General features: G+C 62.4%; 14 protein-coding genes, 1 tRNA gene and 1 pseudogene. 8 read left to right on the top strand and 8 right to left on the bottom strand.

The window, feature by feature from the left end; translation table 11 throughout:
• The first annotated feature begins 50 nt into the window (after positions 1-50).
• Together ACMHLQ_RS19515 and metG are read left to right on the top strand one after the other, a co-directional pair.
• Positions 51-1275: pseudogene (locus tag ACMHLQ_RS19515) on the top strand (MFS transporter).
• A 73-nt stretch (positions 1276-1348) separates the two neighbouring features.
• Entirely contained in the window at positions 1349-3061 is a 1713-nt protein-coding gene (gene metG, locus ACMHLQ_RS19510; RefSeq protein WP_415402344.1) for a methionine--tRNA ligase, read from the top strand.
• An 85-nt stretch (positions 3062-3146) separates the two neighbouring features.
• On the opposite strand, the gene ACMHLQ_RS19505 is transcribed toward metG, so the two are convergent.
• The 4 genes from ACMHLQ_RS19505 to ACMHLQ_RS19490 all read right to left on the bottom strand — a co-directional run bounded on the left by ACMHLQ_RS19505 (position 3147) and on the right by ACMHLQ_RS19490 (position 7133).
• The gene (locus ACMHLQ_RS19505) at positions 3147-5720 is read right to left on the bottom strand and encodes a methyl-accepting chemotaxis protein (RefSeq protein WP_415402343.1); all 2574 of its coding nucleotides are present in this window, start codon (positions 5718-5720) and stop codon (positions 3147-3149) included.
• Between the two features lie 169 nt (positions 5721-5889).
• Positions 5890-5975: transfer RNA gene (locus ACMHLQ_RS19500), tRNA-Leu, on the bottom strand.
• 45 nt (positions 5976-6020) lie between these two features.
• Complete coding sequence (locus ACMHLQ_RS19495; protein ID WP_415402342.1) at positions 6021-6575, bottom strand: tetratricopeptide repeat protein; 555 nt, start codon at positions 6573-6575, stop codon at positions 6021-6023.
• Positions 6576-6632: 57 nt separating this feature from the next.
• Entirely contained in the window at positions 6633-7133 is a 501-nt protein-coding gene (locus ACMHLQ_RS19490; RefSeq protein ID WP_415402341.1) for an Lrp/AsnC family transcriptional regulator, read from the bottom strand.
• Positions 7134-7215: 82 nt separating this feature from the next.
• On the opposite strand from ACMHLQ_RS19490, the gene putA reads away from it, so the two are divergent.
• The 3 genes from putA to ACMHLQ_RS19475 all read left to right on the top strand — a co-directional run bounded on the left by putA (position 7216) and on the right by ACMHLQ_RS19475 (position 11865).
• Positions 7216-10626 (top strand): bifunctional proline dehydrogenase/L-glutamate gamma-semialdehyde dehydrogenase PutA, encoded by a 3411-nt coding sequence (putA, locus tag ACMHLQ_RS19485; RefSeq protein WP_415402340.1) that lies wholly within the window; start codon positions 7216-7218, stop codon positions 10624-10626.
• A gap of 145 nt (positions 10627-10771) precedes the next feature.
• Positions 10772-11506 (top strand): rhomboid family intramembrane serine protease, encoded by a 735-nt coding sequence (locus ACMHLQ_RS19480; RefSeq protein ID WP_415402339.1) that lies wholly within the window; start codon positions 10772-10774, stop codon positions 11504-11506.
• A complete protein-coding gene (locus ACMHLQ_RS19475; RefSeq protein ID WP_415402338.1) occupies positions 11503-11865 on the top strand; it encodes a GFA family protein in 363 nt (120 codons plus the stop codon). The genes ACMHLQ_RS19480 and ACMHLQ_RS19475 overlap by 4 nt, the downstream gene beginning before the upstream one ends.
• On the opposite strand, the gene ACMHLQ_RS19470 is transcribed toward ACMHLQ_RS19475, so the two are convergent.
• Positions 11862-12647 (bottom strand): inositol monophosphatase family protein, encoded by a 786-nt coding sequence (locus ACMHLQ_RS19470; RefSeq protein WP_415402337.1) that lies wholly within the window; start codon positions 12645-12647, stop codon positions 11862-11864. The two genes, ACMHLQ_RS19475 and ACMHLQ_RS19470, sit on opposite strands and share 4 nt — an antisense overlap.
• A 101-nt stretch (positions 12648-12748) precedes the next feature.
• On the opposite strand from ACMHLQ_RS19470, the gene ACMHLQ_RS19465 reads away from it, so the two are divergent.
• Entirely contained in the window at positions 12749-13786 is a 1038-nt protein-coding gene (locus ACMHLQ_RS19465; RefSeq protein WP_415402336.1) for an NADP-dependent oxidoreductase, read from the top strand.
• 56 nt (positions 13787-13842) lie between these two features.
• Here ACMHLQ_RS19465 and ACMHLQ_RS19460 read toward each other — a convergent pair whose 3' ends face one another.
• Complete coding sequence (locus ACMHLQ_RS19460; RefSeq protein WP_415402335.1) at positions 13843-14748, bottom strand: LysR family transcriptional regulator; 906 nt, start codon at positions 14746-14748, stop codon at positions 13843-13845.
• A gap of 90 nt (positions 14749-14838) precedes the next feature.
• On the opposite strand from ACMHLQ_RS19460, the gene ACMHLQ_RS19455 reads away from it, so the two are divergent.
• Together ACMHLQ_RS19455 and ACMHLQ_RS19450 are read left to right on the top strand one after the other, a co-directional pair.
• Entirely contained in the window at positions 14839-15696 is an 858-nt protein-coding gene (locus ACMHLQ_RS19455; RefSeq protein WP_415402334.1) for a methylenetetrahydrofolate reductase, read from the top strand.
• Between the two features lie 65 nt (positions 15697-15761).
• Positions 15762-16244, top strand: coding sequence for a PaaI family thioesterase (locus tag ACMHLQ_RS19450; protein WP_415402333.1), 483 nt, complete (start codon positions 15762-15764; stop codon positions 16242-16244).
• A gap of 6 nt (positions 16245-16250) precedes the next feature.
• Here ACMHLQ_RS19450 and ACMHLQ_RS19445 read toward each other — a convergent pair whose 3' ends face one another.
• Positions 16251-17342 carry a DUF2235 domain-containing protein gene (locus ACMHLQ_RS19445; protein ID WP_415402332.1) on the bottom strand — a complete coding sequence of 364 codons (1092 nt, stop codon included), beginning with the start codon at positions 17340-17342 and terminating at the stop codon, positions 16251-16253.
• Positions 17320-19617, bottom strand: a complete 2298-nt coding sequence (locus ACMHLQ_RS19440; protein WP_415402331.1) for a xanthine dehydrogenase family protein molybdopterin-binding subunit — start codon at positions 19615-19617, stop codon at positions 17320-17322. The genes ACMHLQ_RS19445 and ACMHLQ_RS19440 overlap by 23 nt, the downstream gene beginning before the upstream one ends.
• Between the last annotated feature and the right edge of the window lie 14 nt (positions 19618-19631).

Here is a 19631-nt window from a genome sequence, read left to right as displayed (position 1 = left end):
TCGATTAACTGCTTGGGGTGACCTCGCGGATCAGACAGTGTGGCCGTGCTATGCGCATGATCATTTCCTTCGCCGCCCTCTTCCTGTCGGTCATCCTGTTGCAACTCAGCTCTGGATCGCTCGGGCCGCTTGATGCGCTTTCGGGCCTCGCGCTCGACTTTTCCCGGCAAGAGATCGGGATGCTCGGCTCGGCCCACTTCCTTGGGTTTTTCATCGGCTGCTGGTGGGCGCCGCGCCTCATGGGTAGCGTCGGCCACTCGCGTGCCTTTGCCGCCTTCACTCGCCGCAGGCGCCATCGGGCTTCTCGCACATATGCTGATCGTGGACCCTGTCGCGTGGGCAGTGATGCGCGTTGCATCCGGCATGTGCGTGGCGGGCTGCTACACGGTGATCGAGGCTTGGTTGCAGGCCAAAGTCACCAACGAAACGCGCGGGCGCACCATGGGCGTTTACCGGGTGATGGACATGGGCGCGTCGCTGGCTGCACAATTGGTCATCAGCGTGCTCGAACCGGCCAGCTATGTCAGCTACAACATCCTCGCCATCGTGTGCTGCGCCGCCCTGCTGCCCTTGACATTGACCAAGATCAAGCAGCCCGAAACACCCTCCGCACCGCGCCTGCGCCCCCGCCTCGCCTTTGACCGCTCGCCCCTCGCCGCAGCGGGTGTGCTGGTGGCGGCACTGTCCAGCGCATCCTTCCGCATGGTCGGCCCGATCTACGGGCAAGAGGTCGGGTTGAGCACGCAGCAAATCGCCTGGTTCCTCGCCTCTTTCGTCCTCGGCGGGGCGCTTGCCCAATACCCGATGGGCTGGCTTGCCGACAAATACGACCGCCGCAAGGTGCTGATCTGGCTGTCTGTCGCAGCCATGGCCAGTTGTGCGATCACGGCCCTGTCTGCGGGCCTTGGCACGGCCGGGATCATGCTGACAGCCGGGTTGTTCGGGCTGACGACCTTCCCGATCTACTCGGTGGCCGCCGCCCACGCCCATGACTTTGCCGATGCCTCCGAGCGGGTCGAACTGTCTGCCGCGCTCATGTTCTATTTCGCCCTCGGTGCCATTGCGGCGCCCTTCACCGCCTCGGCCCTGATCGAGGCCTATGGCCCGCCCACCCTGTTCGTGATGATCGCTGTCGGTCACGCTGCGCTGATCCTCTTTGGCCTCGCCCGGATGCGCGCCCGTGCTGTCCCGACCGAGCGCACACGCTACATCTACGCGCCGCGCACCTCGTTCCTGATCGGACGTTTGACCGGGCGCAGCCGCGAGCGCGACTAGACCTGGACCACACGGGCCTTTTCCCTGCGCCGCCGCGCTGCTAAAGGGGCCGCACCCATCAAAGGCCCCCGTCATGCAGCGTCACCTGATCACCTCCGCCATTCCCTACATCAATGGGATCAAGCACCTTGGCAACCTCATCGGCAGCCAGTTGCCCGCCGACCTTTACGCCCGCTACCAACGCGCGCGCGGCAACGAGGTGCTGTTCCTGTGCGCCACGGACGAACACGGCACGCCGGCCGAATTGGCTGCGGCCAAGGCGGGCAAACCGGTGGCCGAATACTGCGCGGAAATGCATGGCATTCAGGCCGATATCGCCAAAGGGTTCGGCCTGTCCTTCGATCATTTCGGGCGCTCCTCATCGCCACAGAACCACGCGTTGACGCAACACTTTGCCGGGCGGCTTGCTGATGCCGGGCTGATCCGCGAAGTGTCTGAAAAACAGGTCTATTCCAACGCTGATGGCCGCTATCTGCCCGACCGCTATATCGAAGGAACCTGCCCCAATTGCGGCTACGAAAAAGCCCGGGGCGATCAGTGTGAAAACTGCACCAAGCAGTTGGATCCGGTGGACCTGATCAATCCACGCTCCGCCATTTCCGGCTCGAGCGATCTGGAAGTGCGCGAGACCAAACATCTCTACCTGCGTCAGTCGGCATTGAAAGATGACCTGGACGCGTGGATCGACAGCAAGACCGACTGGCCCGTCCTGACCACCTCGATTGCCAAGAAGTGGCTGCATGATGGCGACGGGTTGCAAGATCGTGGCATCACGCGCGACCTCGACTGGGGCATTCCCGTGCGACGCGGCGACGCCGAATGGCCGGGGATGGAGTGCAAGGTGTTCTACGTCTGGTTCGACGCGCCCATCGAATACATCGCCTGTGCCAGCGAGTGGGCACAGGCCAATGGTGGTGCGGATTGGGAACGCTGGTGGCGCACGGACAAGGGGGCGGACGACGTGCGCTACACCCAGTTCATGGGCAAGGACAACGTGCCCTTCCACACGCTCAGTTTCCCGGCGACGATCCTCGGCTCGGGTGAGCCTTGGAAGATGGTCGATCACCTCAAGTCGTTCAACTATCTGAACTATGATGGCGGCCAATTCTCGACCAGCCAGGGGCGCGGCGTGTTCATGGACCAGGCGCTTGAGATCCTGCCCGCCGACTATTGGCGCTGGTGGCTTTTGTCGAATTGCCCTGAAACGTCCGATTCCGAATTCACATGGGAGCTGTTTCAGCAAGGTGTGAACAAGGACCTCGCCGACGTGCTGGGCAATTTCGTCAGCCGTGTGACCAAGTTCTGCCGCTCGAAGTTCGGCGAGGCCGTGCCGGAGGGGGCCGATTATGGTCCGCAGGAAGAGGCGCTGATCGCGGATCTGGACGCTCGGATTGTACGTTACGCTGCAATGATGGAGGCCATGGAAGTGCGCAAGTCCGCGCAAGAGTTGCGGGCAATCTGGGTGGCGGGCAACGAATACCTGCAAGCTGCGGCACCATGGGCGACAATCAAGACGGACGAGGCGCAGGCCGCCATGCAAATCCGCATGGGCCTCAACCTGATCCGTCTCTATGCAGTTTTGTCGGCCCCTTTCATTCCAGAGGCTGCAAACCGAATGCTGCAGGCTTTGCATCTCGACGCCGCCGACTGGCCCGTTGATGCCGCCTTTGCCCTTGCAACACTGGCGCCGGGCCATGCCTTTAGCGTACCTGATAACCTGTTTTCAAAGATCACGGATGAGGCGCGCGAAGACTGGCAAGAGCGGTTCGCCGGGGTCCGCACCTGAAGGAAACACAAGCCTTTAGGCGCAGTAGTCGCATAGTTTTACCGCTGCACCGAGCAGGGGTATGTCAAACGGCTCAGTGGGTGGCTCAAAACTCCTCCCATCCCGTCTGAAGGGTGGATGTGTCAATATCGATGTCCAACGCGGCATTTCCAAAGGTTGCCAATGCTTGTTTGTCCGCGCGTGGCACTGACGACTCCGTGTTGCGAACGGGCACTCCCTGTTTGCCCAGTTGAAACTTCGCCACCGCAGCCGACAGCGCATCCGCTTCGGATGTCAGCGCATGGCTGGCCGCCGTCGTTTCCTCGAACATGGCCGCGTTTTGTTGGGTCACATGATCCAGTTCGTTGACCGCGACATTGATTTCATTCAGTCCGGATGATTGCTGCCGCGCCGAACTGGCAATCTCGGCAACACGGTCCGAAATCTCTGCCACAGACGTAACGATGGCAGACAAGGCAGTGCCCGTGCGATCCACCAGGTCAACGCCCTGTTCAACCTGTTCGGCACTTGTCGAGATCAATGTGTTGATCTCGCGCGCCGCGTCAGAAGAGCGTTGCGCCAAGGCGCGTACTTCTGTGGCCACCACGGCAAAGCCGCGCCCTGCCTCACCTGCGCGCGCCGCCTCAACGCCGGCATTCAATGCCAGAAGGTTGGTTTGAAATGCGATGTCATCGATCACCGAGGTAATCTTCGAAATCTCTTGTGACGATGTCTTGATATTGCCCATGGCCGAGACGGCCTTGGCCGCCACAGCCCCGCCTTGTTCTGCGTTTGATTGCGCATCCGCCGACATTTTGCTTGCCGCATCCGCACCTTCCGCCGCAGAACGCACCGACGATGTCAGTTCGTCCAGCGCCGCCGCAGTTTCTTCCAGCGTCGCGGCCTGCCGTTCGGTGCGGCGCGACAGATCGTCGGCAGCGCTGGTGATCTCCGAAGTCTCCGAATGGATGGACGCCACATTCTGGATGACCGCGCCTATGGCGTCCCTGAGGGCCGACACGGCATGATTGAAGTTCGCGCGCAATTCCTGGTACTCGGGCGGGAAATCTCCGGACAGTTCCGATGTCAGGTCACCTTCTGCCAAGCGTTGCAATGCAGACCCCAGCGCCGCGACAACGGCTGCCTGCTCCGCACCCACGCGGCTCTGCTCATCCCGCGCGGCACGTATGCTCTGTTCTGCGCCTGTCACGTCCAGACCGATCAGAATGGTGCGCTCGACCGTTCCGTCACTGGCGCAAATGGTGACAAAACCGCCATCAACAACCAGTGGCGCGCCATCCCGTGTCACCAGATCGATCTTGCCGTGGACGGGCGCACCGGACAGCGCCGCCTGGGCAAGCTCAGTCGGCAAGGAGCCATCGGATTGTTCCGCGCAGAGCAGGTCCGCAAGAGAAACCCCTGAGCATGTTGCATCGCCATATCCCAACAAACCGGCCGCGACATGATTGATGGAGGAACAATTGCCCTGCGAATCAAATTCCAGCCGTAACTGCGTGTCATCGATGCCTTGCAGAACCGCAGCGTTGCGTTTCGAAACTGTTCTGTCGCTGACTTCGATGACCGCGCCAATAACGTGGTTCTTGTGATCCCGCGCCAAATTCGCTTCGAGCCGGATGTGACGGTGCCCGATTCGCATGTAGGAGGAAGCAGCCGCCGCATCATCGCCACCTTGGCGCGTTGCGGTCAGCAGATCAGCGGCGGCTGGCAAGGCGCCCAGATTGGCCCCGACCCAGGCCCCTTGTGCCGCTTCGGGCCACACCTCTTTCAGATCGGGCATCAAATCATCCAGCAATGCCTCGCATGCAGCGTTGGCAAAAATCACCTTTTGCGACTCATCCACCATCAAGATCGGGGTTGCACTGCTTTCAAACGCGGCGCTTTTGAATGCACTTTCTCGCTGTGCCGCCTTGGCTTTGGACAATGCAATGCGGAATTCGTCCAGCTTGCGCGCGATGTCCCCAATTTCATCCCTGCGCTGCACATAGGGGATGTCGATATCATACTTGTGCAGGGCCATCTTGTGCATGGCCCGCCCCAAACGCTTGGTGGGCCGCGACAATTCGAGCCACACATAGGTCAACACCAACGCCATCGTTACCACGAACATCATGACCGCCAGCATGTATGACAGGCGTTCCTTGGCCAGAACGGTCGCCATGACCGCCTCATTGCTCCACCTCGTGACAACGGCACCCGAGACAGGGCCATTCGCAGTTGAAATCACAGGAGAGGCAATCGCGAGCCCATCCTCCGAAAACGCGGTATCGCCTGTGACAATGGCGCGTTCGGCCAGTGCCGACATATCGACCAACTCGGCGTCCAGCCCGTCGCTGGCAAACAAGACCGCCATGTCGCGATCAACAACAAACGCCCCACGCCCCTCAGGCTCGATCGCTGCGATGACATCCGCTGACAGCTTCTGCACGGCAGCGTTGTCGTTCTGCGCGATCAACTCACTCACCTGCGCAGCCAACCAGCCAGTCACATCCGTCGATCTGGTCAGGGTCTGCTGCGCAATCAGCGCCCGTTTTTCACGGTGATCAAAGGCGGTCTGGACTGTCAGTACCAAGGTCGTCATCACTGCCGTGACGAGGGCGGACTTCATCAAAAGGCTGTTGAGCCTGAGCCGTGGCGAGGTCAAGGCACTGAGTAACCGCATGAGAAATCCCTTGTTGATGGATACAAGTCGCAAGTCGAACCAAGCGACGCGCTCTCACACCTCCTAAGGCAGCTCTCTTACTTCTCCATTAACGGCATCCGGGATTTGCCAAGGCGTTCACGTCGCGCAAAACAACCGCTGCGTTTGCAGTGGGCTAACTGTCTGAGAGTGGTACGGGCGGTGGGACTCGAACCCACACGGGCGTAAGCCCTTCGGATTTTAAGTCCGATATGTCTACCATTCCATCACGCCCGCACCCGGCCTTGTTAGGCAATCGCGCAGGGCATCTCAAGCCCGCGTTCAGATATCCTCGCCCTGCGGTCCCAATGCGGCACCATCCGCCAGCAGCGCGCGCTCTGACAGCCACGGATTGTTCTCGAGCGCGGCCAGAAGCTGGGCGCGCGCAGCGTCCCTGCGCCCCATGTTCATCAGCGTCAGGGCACGACCCGATTGCGCGCCTACGTGGTCCGGTGACAGGCGCAGCGCGATATCCAGATCGGCCAGAGCGGCGGGAAAATCCTCACGCAGAAAGTGGGTAAAGGCGCGCTGATTGTACCCTTCGGCATAGTCCGGACAGTATGCAATCAACCTGTCAAACGCATCGAAAGCACCTGCAAAGTTGAAATTGTTGCGCTGGCGCAGACCGGTATCCAGCACCTCCTGTGCCGCAGCATCGGGCGCGCGCAACCAAATCTCCCACATCTCGCCCGATATCGGCTGAGCGCTGCGTTCATCCGGGGCCGCCCGGATGGCTTCGCGCAATGCAGCCATTTCCGCGCTGGTGTCTGATACAGTCGGACAGGTTTCCGCCCACACAGGGCCAGCGAGAACGGCAAGGAGCACAAGGTGTTTCATGGCACAAAGGATGTCGCACAAGCGGCGCAGGTCAAGTCACATCTGGGCCAACACTCCTCAGTCGACCCCCGGCAGCATCACCTCTTTGACCGCCTCCATCGCAACGAAAGTCGAGGTTGCAGCCACATGCGGCAATGTCGAAATCACGTCGCCAAGAAAGGCGCGGTACTGCGCCATGTTGCGGGTTCTGATCTTGAGAAGGTAGTCGAAATTCCCTGCAATCATATGGGCTTGTTCAATCTCCGGCACCTGCTGGATGGCTGCGTTGAACGCCCTGAGTGCGGCCTCGCGCGTGTCACTCAGGCGCACCTCGACAAAGGCCACGTGATCGAGGCCAAGCGAGATCGGGTCAAGCAGCGCACGATAGCCCATGATCACGCCTGACTTCTCGAGCCGTCGCAAACGTGCCTGCGTGGGCGATTTCGACAGTCCGATCCGCGCCGCAAGATCCGTGATACTCATCCGCCCGTCTTCGGCAAGGGCAGTGAGAATCGATTGATCCAGCCGGTCCAATCCTTCAAGGCGATGTGATCTTTGCTGCGCCGAAATATTGCTCATTTGACCTGCCTTACCCTTAAAATTCAACGAAATTCACTGCCATAAGGTTGATATACTGAACAAAATGCAAAGGGAACCTGAAATGGCACGCGACATTGGCTCTGATCTGGCTATGCACATCGACAGCGGCATGTATGGCGACCCCGAGGCTGTGCTGCATGCCCTGGCGAAAACAGCCGATCTGAGCGCAGAGGACCGCGCCGCCATCTGCACACGCGCCGCAGCCCTGGTCACCGCGATACGCACCCAGGCGGCGCCGGGGCTGATGGAGGTTTTCCTCGCTGAATACGGGCTGTCTACAGAGGAAGGCATCGCGCTGATGTGCCTGGCCGAAGCGCTTTTACGCGTGCCCGACGCCGACACGATCGACGCGCTGATCGAGGACAAGATCGCGCCATCGAACTGGGGCAAGCACCTGGGCCATTCGACCTCGAGCCTCGTGAATGCCTCGACCTGGGCCCTGATGCTGACGGGCCGGGTGCTCGATGACGATCAGCCCGGACCCATCGGCCACCTGCGCGGCGCGATCAAACGGTTGGGCGAGCCGGTGATCCGCACCGCCGTCAGCCGGGCGATGAAGGAAATGGGCCGCCAATTCGTGCTGGGCGAAGACATTGACGCCGCCATGGACCGCGCGGCCGGGATGGAGGCCAAGGGCTACACCTATTCCTACGACATGCTGGGAGAGGCTGCGCTGACGGATGCAGATGCGCGGCGCTACCACCTCAGCTATTCGCGCGCGATTTCGGGCATCGCACGGGCCTGCACCAGCGACGATATCCGCGAAAACCCCGGTATCTCGGTCAAACTCTCCGCCCTGCATCCCCGCTATGAGCGCGCGCAAGAGGTGCAGGTGCTGCGCGATCTTGTTCCCCGCCTGCGCTCATTGGCTCTGTTGGCCAAATCCGCGGGCATGGGCCTCAACATCGACGCCGAGGAAGCAGACCGGCTTTCCCTCTCGCTCGAAGTTATTGACGCCGTGCTGGGCGATGATGCGCTGGCCGGATGGGATGGGTTCGGCATCGTCGTGCAGGCCTATGGGCCGCGTGCAGGCACGGTGATCGACGCGGTCTACGACATGGCCACACGTCACGACCGGCGCATCATGGTGCGGCTGGTCAAGGGCGCCTATTGGGACACCGAGATCAAGCGCGCCCAGGTCGAAGGGATCGCGGGTTTCCCCGTGTTCACGCGCAAATCCGCCACCGACGTTTCCTACATCGCCAATGCGCGCAAGCTGCTGGGGCTGACAGACCGCATCTATCCGCAATTCGCCACGCACAACGCCCACACGGTCGCCGCAATCCTGCACATGGCCGATGGGCAGCCCTACGAGTTCCAACGCCTGCACGGCATGGGCGAGGCCTTGCATGGCATCGTTCTGCGCGAGTATCGCACGCTCTGCCGCATCTATGCGCCCGTCGGCGCGCATCGCGACCTCTTGGCCTACCTCGTACGCAGGTTGTTGGAAAACGGGGCAAATTCCAGTTTTGTGAACCAGATCGTGGATGAAGACGTCCCGCCCGAAGTTGTTGCCGCCGACCCGTTCGAGACACTGGCAGACACCAGCATCACCATCCCTCAAGGCCCCGACCTTTTTGCTCCCGAAAGGGTGAACTCCGCCGGGTTCGACCTGACCCACACACCGACGCTGGCCCGGATCGAAGAGGCGCGCGCACCTTATGCCACGTATCAATGGCACGCTGCACCCCTGACCGTAACGCCCATCACTGACGCGCCGCAAACTATCACGAACCCCGCTGACCCCGATGATCAGGTCGGCACTGTCACACCGGCCACGACGGACAGCGTGACCCAGGCCTATACAGATGCGCGCATATGGGATGCAAGCCTATCCGAACGGCACCGTATTCTCACCGCCGCTGCTGACCTTTACGAGGCGCATTACGGCGAACTCTTTGCCCTGTTGGCGCGCGAAGCAGGCAAGACACAACTTGATGCGGTCGCCGAACTGCGCGAGGCGGTCGATTTCCTGCGCTACTACGCCACGCAAGCGGGCGAAGCGGCCCCCGCAGGCACATTTGTATGCATCTCGCCGTGGAACTTCCCCCTCGCCATCTTCTCGGGTCAGATTGCGGCCGCCCTCGCCGCAGGCAACGCAGTGCTTGCCAAACCCGCCGAACAAACCCCGCTGATCGCACATCGCGCTGTCTCACTGCTGCACGAGGCGGGCGTGCCGCGCGAGGTGCTGCAACTGCTGCCGGGTGACGGCCAGATCGGTGCGGCCTTGACCGCAGACGGGCGCACGAATGGCGTCGCATTCACCGGATCGACCGAAACGGCCCTGCGCATCCGCGCCAGCCTCGCTGAACACGCCCGACCGGGCACACCGCTGATCGCGGAAACAGGTGGGCTGAACGCGATGATTGTGGACAGCACAGCCCTGCCCGAACAGGCCGTGCGCAGCGTGATCGAAAGCGCCTTCCAATCTGCAGGCCAACGCTGTTCCGCGCTGCGCTGTCTCTATGTCCAACACGATATCGCGCCTGCATTTACCGACATGCTGATAGGTGCAATGGACGCGCTGAGCGTCGGAGTACCCTGGGCGCTGTGCACCGATGTGGGCCCCGTCATCGACGCCGAGGCCCGTGCAGGCATCGACGCGCACATCGCAGCGGCCCGCGATACAGGCCGGGTGCTGCACCAGTTGAACACGCCCGAGCATGGCACATTTGTTGCGCCCACGCTGATCAGGGTGGACGGCATCGCGGATATGAAACGCGAGATTTTTGGCCCCGTTCTGCACATCGCGACGTTCAAGTCGCAGGACCTGGACCGGGTCATCGACGACATCAATGCCACAGGCTACGGGCTGACATTCGGCCTGCACACGCGCATCGATGATCGGGTGCAGCACGTTTCCGACCGGATCAAGGCGGGCAATGTCTATGTCAACCGCAACCAGATCGGGGCTATCGTCGGCAGCCAACCATTCGGGGGCCTTGGCCTGTCGGGCACCGGCCCCAAGGCGGGCGGCCCGGACTACCTGTTGCGGTTCCGCGCAGCACCACCGGTTCAAAGCGATGAAGCATGGACCACACCCGCAGCACTGCCTGCCCTGCCCGATGCATCCACGTCGCTGAACCCTGGAACCCCGCTGCCCGGACCAACGGGCGAATCCAACGTGCTCAGCCATGCCGCACGCCCGGCAATCCTGTGCGCAGGGCCGGGGGCACAAACGGCGGCGGAACAGGCCGCTGCCATCACGGCATTGGGCGGACAAGCGGTGCAGGCCAAAGGCTTGCCTGACGCGGACGCCCTGCGCCACGGGCCTGCCTATGGCGGTGTGTTGTGGTGGGGCGATGCAGAGACGGCGCGCGCATTCGAGCGTGCATTATCGCAACGCGCAGGGCCCATCATTCCACTGGTCACCGGCCAGCCCGACCGCGCCCACGCAACCGTCGAACATCACGTCTGCGTCGATACCACCGCCTCGGGCGGCAACGCAGCGCTCTTGGGTGCCGCCAGCTGACACCGTTTTGAAAATGAAAGCGACGTGTTTTTGACTCGCATCGCGGGCCACGCGCGCCGTTTTCCGCGCTGGAAAACAGCCGGAAACCGTGTCGGTTTCCGCACGCCCCCTTGACCACACCGCAACCTAGCCCAACTGTGGCGCCATGTTTCCGATCCGCGATCACAACCCCTCGGGGCGCACGCCCTACGTCACCTACCTGCTGATCGCGGCCAATATCGCGATCTTCCTCAGCTATGTGGGCCTGTTTCAGGATGATCGCGCACTCAACGCATTCTTCTTCGACTTTGCCGCCATCCCTGCCCGGATCGTGACCGGCGACGGGCTGTCCACGCTGTTCACCTCCATGTTCCTGCACGGCGGCTGGATGCATCTGGCCGGGAACATGCTGTTTCTCTACATCTTCGGCGACAATGTCGAAGACGAGATGGGGCACATACCCTACCTGCTCTTTTACCTTGCGACGGGCCTTGCCGCCGGGTTGATCCACGTGATCTCGGCTCCCTACTCGCCGGTGCCCACGGTCGGGGCCTCGGGTGCCATCGCAGGGGTGATGGGGGCCTACCTGCTGCTCTACCCAAAGGCGCGCGTCGACATCCTGCTGATCCTGATCATCATCTTCCGCGTCTTTCCCATCCCCGCGTGGATCATGCTGGCCGTGTGGTTCGGCATGCAGTTCATCGGCGGCATCGGCAGCGACCCGCAAGCGGGCGGTGTCGCCTATTGGGCCCATGCCGGGGGCTTTGCCGCCGGTCTCCTGTTCACCTTCCCACTCTGGCTGCGGCTGGGCGGTCCTGCCTTTTGGCGGCGCACTGATGGGCATCCACCCCACCCCGAAGCGGTCTATGCCCGCTCGAACATCCCAAAGGTGCGCCGATGAAAGCAAGCTGCCATTGCGGGGCCGTCGTGCTCGAGGTGACGCTCACCGACGGGCTGAACACCGCCTCGCGCTGTGATTGTTCGTTCTGCGCACGCCGCGCCGCGCCGGCAGTCAGCGCACCCAGGGACGGTGTGAAAATCATCCAAGGCGCGGACGCGCTGACACTCTATCAATGGGGCACGGGCACAGCACGGCACCATTTCTGCAAGATCTGCGGGATATACATGTTCCACAACCGGCGCGCCGCGCCCAACGATATCGGCGTCAACATGGGCACGCTCGAAGGGGTCAACCCCGCGCGGCACGAACCGATCCCGTGGACGGATGGCATCAACCACCCCTCCGATCGAAGCGATTAGGTGCGGATGATCTTGGCCAGTTGCGGGAACATCGGCTCATTGGCGCAGATGATCTCGCCATCTTCCAGGATGTCGTTGCCTGGGGTCAACGGCTCGACCAGACCACCCGCCTCGCGGACGATAAGCAGGCCAGCGGCGATGTCCCAGGCGTTCAAACGACGCTCCCAGTAGCCATCGTAGCGGCCCGCCGCCACATAGGCCAAATCCAGTGCCGCCGCACCAAAACGGCGCACACCGGAACAGACGGGCATCAGACGCGCCAGCTCTTTCAACGTCTCGGGCAGATCAGAGCGACCTCCAAAGGGCAGACCGGTGGAAAACAGCCCCTCGATCATCTTGTGACGGCCCGACACACGCAGACGCTGGTCATTCATGAACGCGCCATTGCCCTTCTCGGCAAAAAACATCTCGTCCTTGGCAGGATCATACACCACACCGGCCACAACCTGCCCCTTGTGCTCAAGAGCAATGGACACAGCCCAGTGGGGCAAGCCATGCAGAAAGTTCGTCGTGCCATCCAGCGGGTCCACGATCCAGCGACGGGTCGGATCCTCGCCATCGGCGGCCCCGCCCTCCTCGGCCAGCCAGCCATAGGTCGGGCGCGCGGTGCGCAATTCGTCGCGAATGATCTCTTCGGCGGCAATGTCGGCCTTGGAGACGAAATCACCCGCCCCCTTGGTCGACACCTGCAGGTTTTCCACCTCGCGAAAGTCCTTGACCAGCGACCGGCCTGCCTTGCGCGCGGCCTTCATCATGATGTTGAGATTTGCGCTGCCTTGCATGGGATCGCTCCGAAGGGGATGATGGTCGAAAGCCGCGCTATACGCCGCCTGCCCGCCCTTGCCAAGGGGGGACCCTCTCACCACCACGACAGGAGCCACCGATGCCCGACCAAATGCAGCACATCACCCTCGCCAGCCGCCCCACCGGCGCGCCGACGCCGGACAATTTCGCGCTTGAAACCGCACCCATCCCGGAGCCCGGCGAAAACGAAGTGCTGGTGCGGGTCCACTACATGTCGCTGGACCCTTACATGCGCGGACGCATGGATGATGCCAAATCCTACGCCGCGCCTGTGCCCCTGGGCGGCACCATGGAAGGTGGCGGCGTAGGCGAGGTGATCGCCTCGAACCACCCCAGTTTTGCGCCCGGCGACATGGCGTTCGGCATGTTCGGCTGGGCCACCCACGCGGTGCAGAACGGGGCGATGATGCGCAAACTCGACCCCACGCTCGGGCCCATCACGGCGGCCCTAGGCGTGCTGGGCATGCCCGGGTTCACCGGCTGGCACGGGCTGATGGAATACGGTCGCCCGCAAAAGGGCGAAACACTTGTGGTCGCCGCCGCCACCGGGCCGGTCGGCTCCATGGTCGGGCAACTCGCCAAATCGCTGGGCTTGCGCACGGTGGGCATCGCGGGCGGGCCTGACAAATGCGCGCTGGCCACCGACACGTTCGGCTTTGACGCCTGCCTCGACCACCGCGCCTATGCCGATGCACGCAGCTTGCGCGCCGCATTGAAAGAGGCCGCGCCAAAAGGCATCGACATCTACTTCGAAAATGTCGGCGGCAAGGTGCTCGAAGCAGTGATGCCACTCATGAACCCACACGGGCGCATCCCCGTCTGCGGCATGATCTCGTGGTACAACGCAGGCGGTCTGGGTGCCGGGGCCGACACACCGATGTCAGCGGCAGCGCTGTGGCGGCCCATCCTGGTCAATTTCCTCAGCGTGAACGGGTTCATCATCTCGAACCACTGGGATCGGCTGCCCACCTTCCTCGGCGAAGTCGCGCCCAAAGTCGCAAGTGGCGAGATCAAGATGCTCGAGGATATCGCAGACGGCCTCGAAAACGCCCCCGCTGCCTTCATGGGCCTGCTCGAAGGCAAGAACCGGGGCAAACAGCTGGTCAAACTGATCTGACCCAAGGGTCGGTGGGCGGGCGCCTTTGCGTATGCAAACAGAGCCGCCCGCCGCCCTCACGCCGCCTGCAACTTGCGCGCCTCGACGCGTGCCAATTCGATCAGCTTTTCCATATAGGGCTTATCGCGATCCTCACTGCGCACCGCCGCATAAAGGCGGCGGGTGATCCCATCCCGGGTCAGGGGCCGGGTGACATAGTCGCTTGAATACTTCACCTCGCGCACCACCCAATCGGGCAGCACCGACACACCCCGGTTCGAGGCGACCAGCAACAGAATCACCGCCGTCAACTCCGCCTGACGCACCGATGCGGGCTCCACCTTTTCTGGGATCAACAACTGGCTAAACACATCCAGCCGCGCGCGCTCCACCGGATAGGTGATCAGCGTCTCACCGCGAAAATCCGACGCATCAATGTATTCCTTCTGCGCCAGCGGGTGGGTCGAGGCGGCAACGAAAACAGGCGCGTAATCAAAGAGTTCGACAAACTCGACCCCTGGCAACTCCTCCGGGTCCGAGGACACGACCAGATCGACCTCTTCCTTCATCAGCGCGGGCAGCGCGTCAAAGGCAAGACCGGGGCGAATGTCCACATCCACATCCGGCCAGCTGCGGCGAAACATCTCGAGTACCGGAAACAGCCACTCGAAACAGGCATGACACTCGATTGCGATATGCAGCCGCCCTGTCGATCCGTCGCGCAGACCCGTAAACTCGGCCTGCATCGCCTCGACCTGGGGCAAGACCTGCTCGGCCAGCCGCAACAGGCGCAGCCCCGCCGCCGACAGTTTCAGCGGTTTGGAGCGGCGCACGAACAGCTCGACCCCTGCCTGCTCCTCCAGCCCCTTCACCTGATGGCTTAGCGCAGACTGGGTGATGTGCAGCTGATCGGCCGCCTTCGCCAGCCCACCCGCCTCGTGGATGGCCTTGATGGTCCGCAGGTGGCGGAACTCGATATGCATACACACCTCATGTTTATCTTGAAGGTTATGAATTTGCCTCAAGATACCGCGCAAGCCATACTGCCCGCAACCCCATAGGAGCCGCCCCACATGACCGCCCTCTCGTTCGAGACCTTCCCGCCCAAGTCCCTCGATGCCTCCTTCCACCTCTGGGACACGGTGCAGGCGCTCACGCCGCTCGCACCGCGGTTTGTGTCGGTCACCTACGGTGCGGGCGGCTCGACCCAGTCGCTCACACAAGAGGCGGCGCAGACCCTGCGCAAGACCTCCGGCCTCACGGTCGCCGCACACCTGACCTGCACCGGACAAAGCCGCTCGGACGTGCTGCAAACGGCACGGGCTTATGCAGATGCGGGCATCAAGGATATCGTTGCTCTGCGCGGCGATGCACCCGATGGCGGCACCTTTGCCCCCCACCCGGACGGGTTCGCCAACAGCGTCGATCTGATCGCCGCGCTTGCCGAGACCGGGACCTTCACCATCCGCGTCGGCGCCTACCCCGACAGCCACCCCGACGCGGCTTCGACTCAGCAGAATATCGACTGGCTCAAGGCCAAGATCGACGCAGGCGCGGCCGAGGCGATCACGCAGTTCTTCTTTGAGGCCGACAGCTTCCTGCGTTTCCGCGATGCCTGCGCCGATGCGGGGATTTCTGCCCCCATCACGCCCGGAATCCTGCCCGTATCAAACTGGAAACGCGCGAAATCCTTTGCCAACAGATGCGGCACACCGGTCCGCGCCTCTATCGCCAACGACTTCGAGCGGGCCAACCGCGACGGGCGCGGCGACCTCTTTGCGCTCACCCATTGCGCAGATCTGTGCGATACACTGATCAGCGAAGGGGTCGATGCGCTGCACTTTTACACGCTCAACCGCCCCGACCTCACCCTCAAGGTCTGCCGCGCGCTTGGCCTTGTGCCCACACCCTCGATCCGCAATGTCGCCTAAACGGCACTAGACCGATCAGTCCAATTGCCCTAACGTCCCAGTATCATTGATGCCCGAGGACGCCCATGCCGAACATCGCCCAAACCCCCGCCGACCTGCTGGATCAGGACGCGCTGTTGTCCATGTCCGGGCTCGACTTCATGACCGGGATGCTGAACGGCACCCTGCCCGGCCCGCCGATTGCACGCACCATGGGCTATACCCTGCACGCGGTTGCGGACGGGCTGGTCACCTTTCGCGGCGCACCCGAATTCAATGTTACGAACCCGATGGGCACGGTGCATGGCGGCTGGTACGGCACCCTGCTCGACAGCGCGATGGCATGCGCCGTGATGACAAAAGTGCCCGCCGGATCGGTCTACACAACGCTGGAATACAAGATCAACATCACCCGGGGCATCCCGCTGGGGATGGAGATCGACTGCACCGGCAAAATCGATCACGCAGGTCGCAGCACGGGCGTCGCCAGCGGCGAAATCCGTGGTGTCGAAGATGGCAAGCTCTATGCCACGGGCTCGACCACCTGCATCATCATGAAAATCCGCTAACATGGGCTAGTGGGCATCCGCCCCGGTGCCGCGCATATCTGATACCCATTCGCCCCAACTGCGCGGGGCCGGGGATTGCGCGACCGACGGGTGCACACGCTCGGACGGGTCAAGACCAACGGCACGGGGCTTGCGGGTGATGAACCAGCGCCCCAGGCCCCGGAACGTGCCCACCGAAGGCGCTTGGGCATCCTGTTCAAACCGGTCCGCCCACCCGTCGGGAAGGGGCAGGTCGCAGCCCTCTGCCTGTTCCAGCATCCAGACCAGCGGGATATTGGCCAAGGGGCGCGCCGCCGTGTAGCCCGTCAGATGTCCGCCCACATCACCGTGGGTGCCGCGAAACCACATCTGCACCAAATGCCCGTCCCAGTCCTGCGTCGAATCCCACATCACCGGCGCATAGGCGACCCGCGTCTCGTTGCGGGCCAGCGCGTGAAAGCCGCGCTTGACCGACTTGCCCAAGTGGTGGTTGTGAAAGGCATGGCGCGGCGCGCTCAGGCGCCACAGATAGGGCATGTTCAGCCCCAGCGATTTTACCGTGTCCCAGGCCCCGATCATCTCGATCTCGACGGTCTCGTGGCAGTTGTTGCGGGCAAAGATCGTGGCGGCGTCGCTGTCAGGCGTGCATTCGTAATGGCGATAGGCATCGCGGATATTGCGCTCGGTCGCGGCCTCGGCCTTGAGCAGCCCCACCCGGTCGATGATCCCCGCCAATGAGCGCACTGCATAGGCCCCACGCGAATAGCCAAACAGGAAAATCCGGTCGCCGGGCCGATAGCGCGAGGCAAGGTAGCCATAGGCGCGCCGAATCTGGCGATTGATCCCCCGGCCAAAGATCACGTCGCCTGCCCGCCGCCACTCGGACCACTGCAGGCCCGGTTCGTAATAAAGCGATACTTCGCTGCCCATTTCGCCTAGCAGCTTGGCGGTCAGACCTGCATTGGTCTCTTCGCCAGGCTCGAGCGTCGACATCGTGCCGTCGATGATGATGACATGGATCGTACTGCCGCGGGCCGGAGGCTGAACCTCCGGCAATCCTTTCCCGAACCGGCTTTGCAGCCAGTGCGCGATGGATTTATTCAGCCGCGATAGGATCATTCCTCAGCAATTCCCAAACCTTCACCGGTGTAAATGGCATGTCCGCCTGGCGCACGCCGTGGTCCCACAACGCATCTTGCACCGCATTGGCCACCGCTGCCAACGCCCCGACTGTTCCAGCCTCGCCGCAACCCTTCATGCCCATGATATTCGCCGTAGACGGCACCGGTTCAGACGTGAACCCAATCATGGGAACGTCATCCGCCCGGGGCAAGGCGTAGTCCATGAACGTTGCCGTGAGCAATTGGCCATCCTCATCGAACTGCACATGCTCTGTCAGCGCCTGGCCGATGCCCTGAACGACGCCGCCGTGCACTTGACCTTCGGCCAGCATAGGATTGATAAGATTACCAAAATCGTCCACGACGGTGTAGCGATCCACAGTCGTCACGCCGGTATCAGGATCGATCACGATTTCTGAAACATGGCACCCGTTGGGAAAGCTGCGCGCTTCCAGCTGGACGCGACGTTCATGCACCATCAGATCGTCCCGGCCCTTGTCTCGGGCCATCTCGGCAACTTCCAGCATGGTCGGGGTCATGTTCGACCCCTCTGCACGAAACCGCTCATCATCAAAGGTGATTTCGGCGGCTGGCACTCCCATTTCCTCGCTCAGGAATGCGGTAAACACCTCCGTCATGGCCTCGACCGTATAGAGCGTCGCATTGTTCTGCACCGTGACCGAGCGCGAGCCGCCCGTGCCGCCGCCTACCTTGATACGGTCGCTGTCGCCCTGCACCACGTCGATCATGTCGACCGGTACGCCGGTCTGATCGCTCAGGAACTGGGCATAGACGGTTTCGTGCCCCTGCCCGTTGCTTTGTGTGCCGACATAGATGTTCACGCGCCCCTCATCGGTAAACTCAACCTTGGTGCTTTCGGTAGGGTCGCCCAAAATGCTTTCGATATAGTAACACAGGCCCAGACCGCGCAGCAGGCCACGCTCCGCATCCGCCGCCTTGCGCGCAGCAAAACCGGCCAGATCAGCCTCGGCTTCGGCCCTGCTCAACACCTTGTCGAAATCCCCCACATCATAGGTCTCGCCTACGGTGGTGGCATAGGGGAACTGGTGCGGCTTGATAAAATTGATGCGGCGCAGCTCCAGCGGATCAACCCCCAACTCGCGCGCAGCACGGTCCATGGCGCGTTCGAGGATATAGATCGCCTCGGGCCGTCCCGCGCCGCGATAGGCATCGACCTGCGTGGTGTTGGTGTAATAGCCGATCGAGCGCAGATAGGTCGTCTGCACGTCGTAAACGCCCATCAAGACACGGGAAAACAGTTGTGTCTGGATCGCTTGCGCGAATTGCGAGTTGTAGGCCCCCATGTTGGCCTTGGTCAGCACACGGTAGCCAATGATGCGGTTGCCTTCGTCAAAGGCAAGTTCCGTCAGCGAGGTCAGATCGCGCCCCGCATTGTCGCTCAGCATCGCCTCGGTGCGTTCCGACATCCAGCGCACGGGCCGGCTCAGATCGCGCGCCGCGTGGGCCAGCACGAAGTATTCGGGGTACATCATCCCCTTCATGCCAAAGCCGCCGCCGGTGTCGGGGTTGGTCACGCGGATCATCTCTGCTTCGACGTTCAGCGCCTCTGCCAGTTGCTCTTTGGGCCCCCACACGCCCTGCCCGTTGATGGCGACGTGAAAGCGGTCGCCCTCCATCTCTGCATAACAGCCGCGCGGCTCCATCGAGTTCACGATGATGCGGTTGTCGCCCACATCCAGGCTCACCACCCGGGCGGCTTTGTCGAACACGGCGTCACAGGCCGCCGCATCGCCCATCTCCCAATCATAGGCCACATTGTCGGGCGCTTCGGGGTGCAGGGTCTCTCCGCCCGCATCCATATCCATCTTGGCGGGCAGGTCGTCGTAGTCGAGCACAATCATCTCGGCCGCATCGCGCGCCTGCGCCATGGTGTCGGCGACGATGACGGCCACGGGTTCGCCCACGAAGCGCAGCCGATCCCGCGCCAGAATGGGACGCTCGGGTGCGGCGCCTTGCGAGCCGTCACGGTTCTTCATCGTGGCCCCGCGCATGCCGACAGCCATGCCCGCAGCCTCCAGATCGGCCAACGTGTAAACGGCATGGACACCATCGGCCTCGCGCGCATCCGTCACGTCCAGTTCGGTGATAACGGCATGGGCCACGGGCGAGCGGAACACGAATGTCTGCAATGCGCCATCGGGCGCAATGTCATCCACATAGCGCCCCTCTCCAGTCAAAAACCGCACGTCCTCGCGACGTGTGACAGGTTGGCTTTTTCCGAACTTTTCCATGGGGAACTCCTATG

The sequence above is a fragment of the Tateyamaria algicola genome, assembly GCF_047715485.1.
Lineage (GTDB): Bacteria > Pseudomonadota > Alphaproteobacteria > Rhodobacterales > Rhodobacteraceae > Tateyamaria.
This window is presented reverse-complemented; position numbering and strand designations above follow the sequence as displayed.

Excerpts from the sequence above, each read along its gene's own strand:
- ACMHLQ_RS19470 (WP_415402337.1), bottom strand. The coding sequence starts at position 12,647 with ATGCAAGGCAGCGCAAATCTCAACATCATGATGAAGGCCGCGCGCAAG.
- ACMHLQ_RS19465 (WP_415402336.1), top strand. The coding sequence starts at position 12,749 with ATGCCCGACCAAATGCAGCACATCACCCTCGCCAGCCGCCCCACCGGC.
- ACMHLQ_RS19450 (WP_415402333.1), top strand. The coding sequence starts at position 15,762 with ATGCCGAACATCGCCCAAACCCCCGCCGACCTGCTGGATCAGGACGCG.
- metG (WP_415402344.1), top strand. The coding sequence starts at position 1,349 with ATGCAGCGTCACCTGATCACCTCCGCCATTCCCTACATCAATGGGATC.
- ACMHLQ_RS19460 (WP_415402335.1), bottom strand. The coding sequence starts at position 14,748 with ATGCATATCGAGTTCCGCCACCTGCGGACCATCAAGGCCATCCACGAG.
- putA (WP_415402340.1), top strand. The coding sequence starts at position 7,216 with ATGGCACGCGACATTGGCTCTGATCTGGCTATGCACATCGACAGCGGC.
- ACMHLQ_RS19475 (WP_415402338.1), top strand. The coding sequence starts at position 11,503 with ATGAAAGCAAGCTGCCATTGCGGGGCCGTCGTGCTCGAGGTGACGCTC.
- ACMHLQ_RS19495 (WP_415402342.1), bottom strand. The coding sequence starts at position 6,575 with ATGAAACACCTTGTGCTCCTTGCCGTTCTCGCTGGCCCTGTGTGGGCG.
- ACMHLQ_RS19505 (WP_415402343.1), bottom strand. The coding sequence starts at position 5,720 with ATGCGGTTACTCAGTGCCTTGACCTCGCCACGGCTCAGGCTCAACAGC.
- ACMHLQ_RS19490 (WP_415402341.1), bottom strand. The coding sequence starts at position 7,133 with ATGAGCAATATTTCGGCGCAGCAAAGATCACATCGCCTTGAAGGATTG.
- ACMHLQ_RS19455 (WP_415402334.1), top strand. The coding sequence starts at position 14,839 with ATGACCGCCCTCTCGTTCGAGACCTTCCCGCCCAAGTCCCTCGATGCC.
- ACMHLQ_RS19480 (WP_415402339.1), top strand. The coding sequence starts at position 10,772 with ATGTTTCCGATCCGCGATCACAACCCCTCGGGGCGCACGCCCTACGTC.
- ACMHLQ_RS19440 (WP_415402331.1), bottom strand. The coding sequence starts at position 19,617 with ATGGAAAAGTTCGGAAAAAGCCAACCTGTCACACGTCGCGAGGACGTG.
- ACMHLQ_RS19445 (WP_415402332.1), bottom strand. The coding sequence starts at position 17,342 with ATGATCCTATCGCGGCTGAATAAATCCATCGCGCACTGGCTGCAAAGC.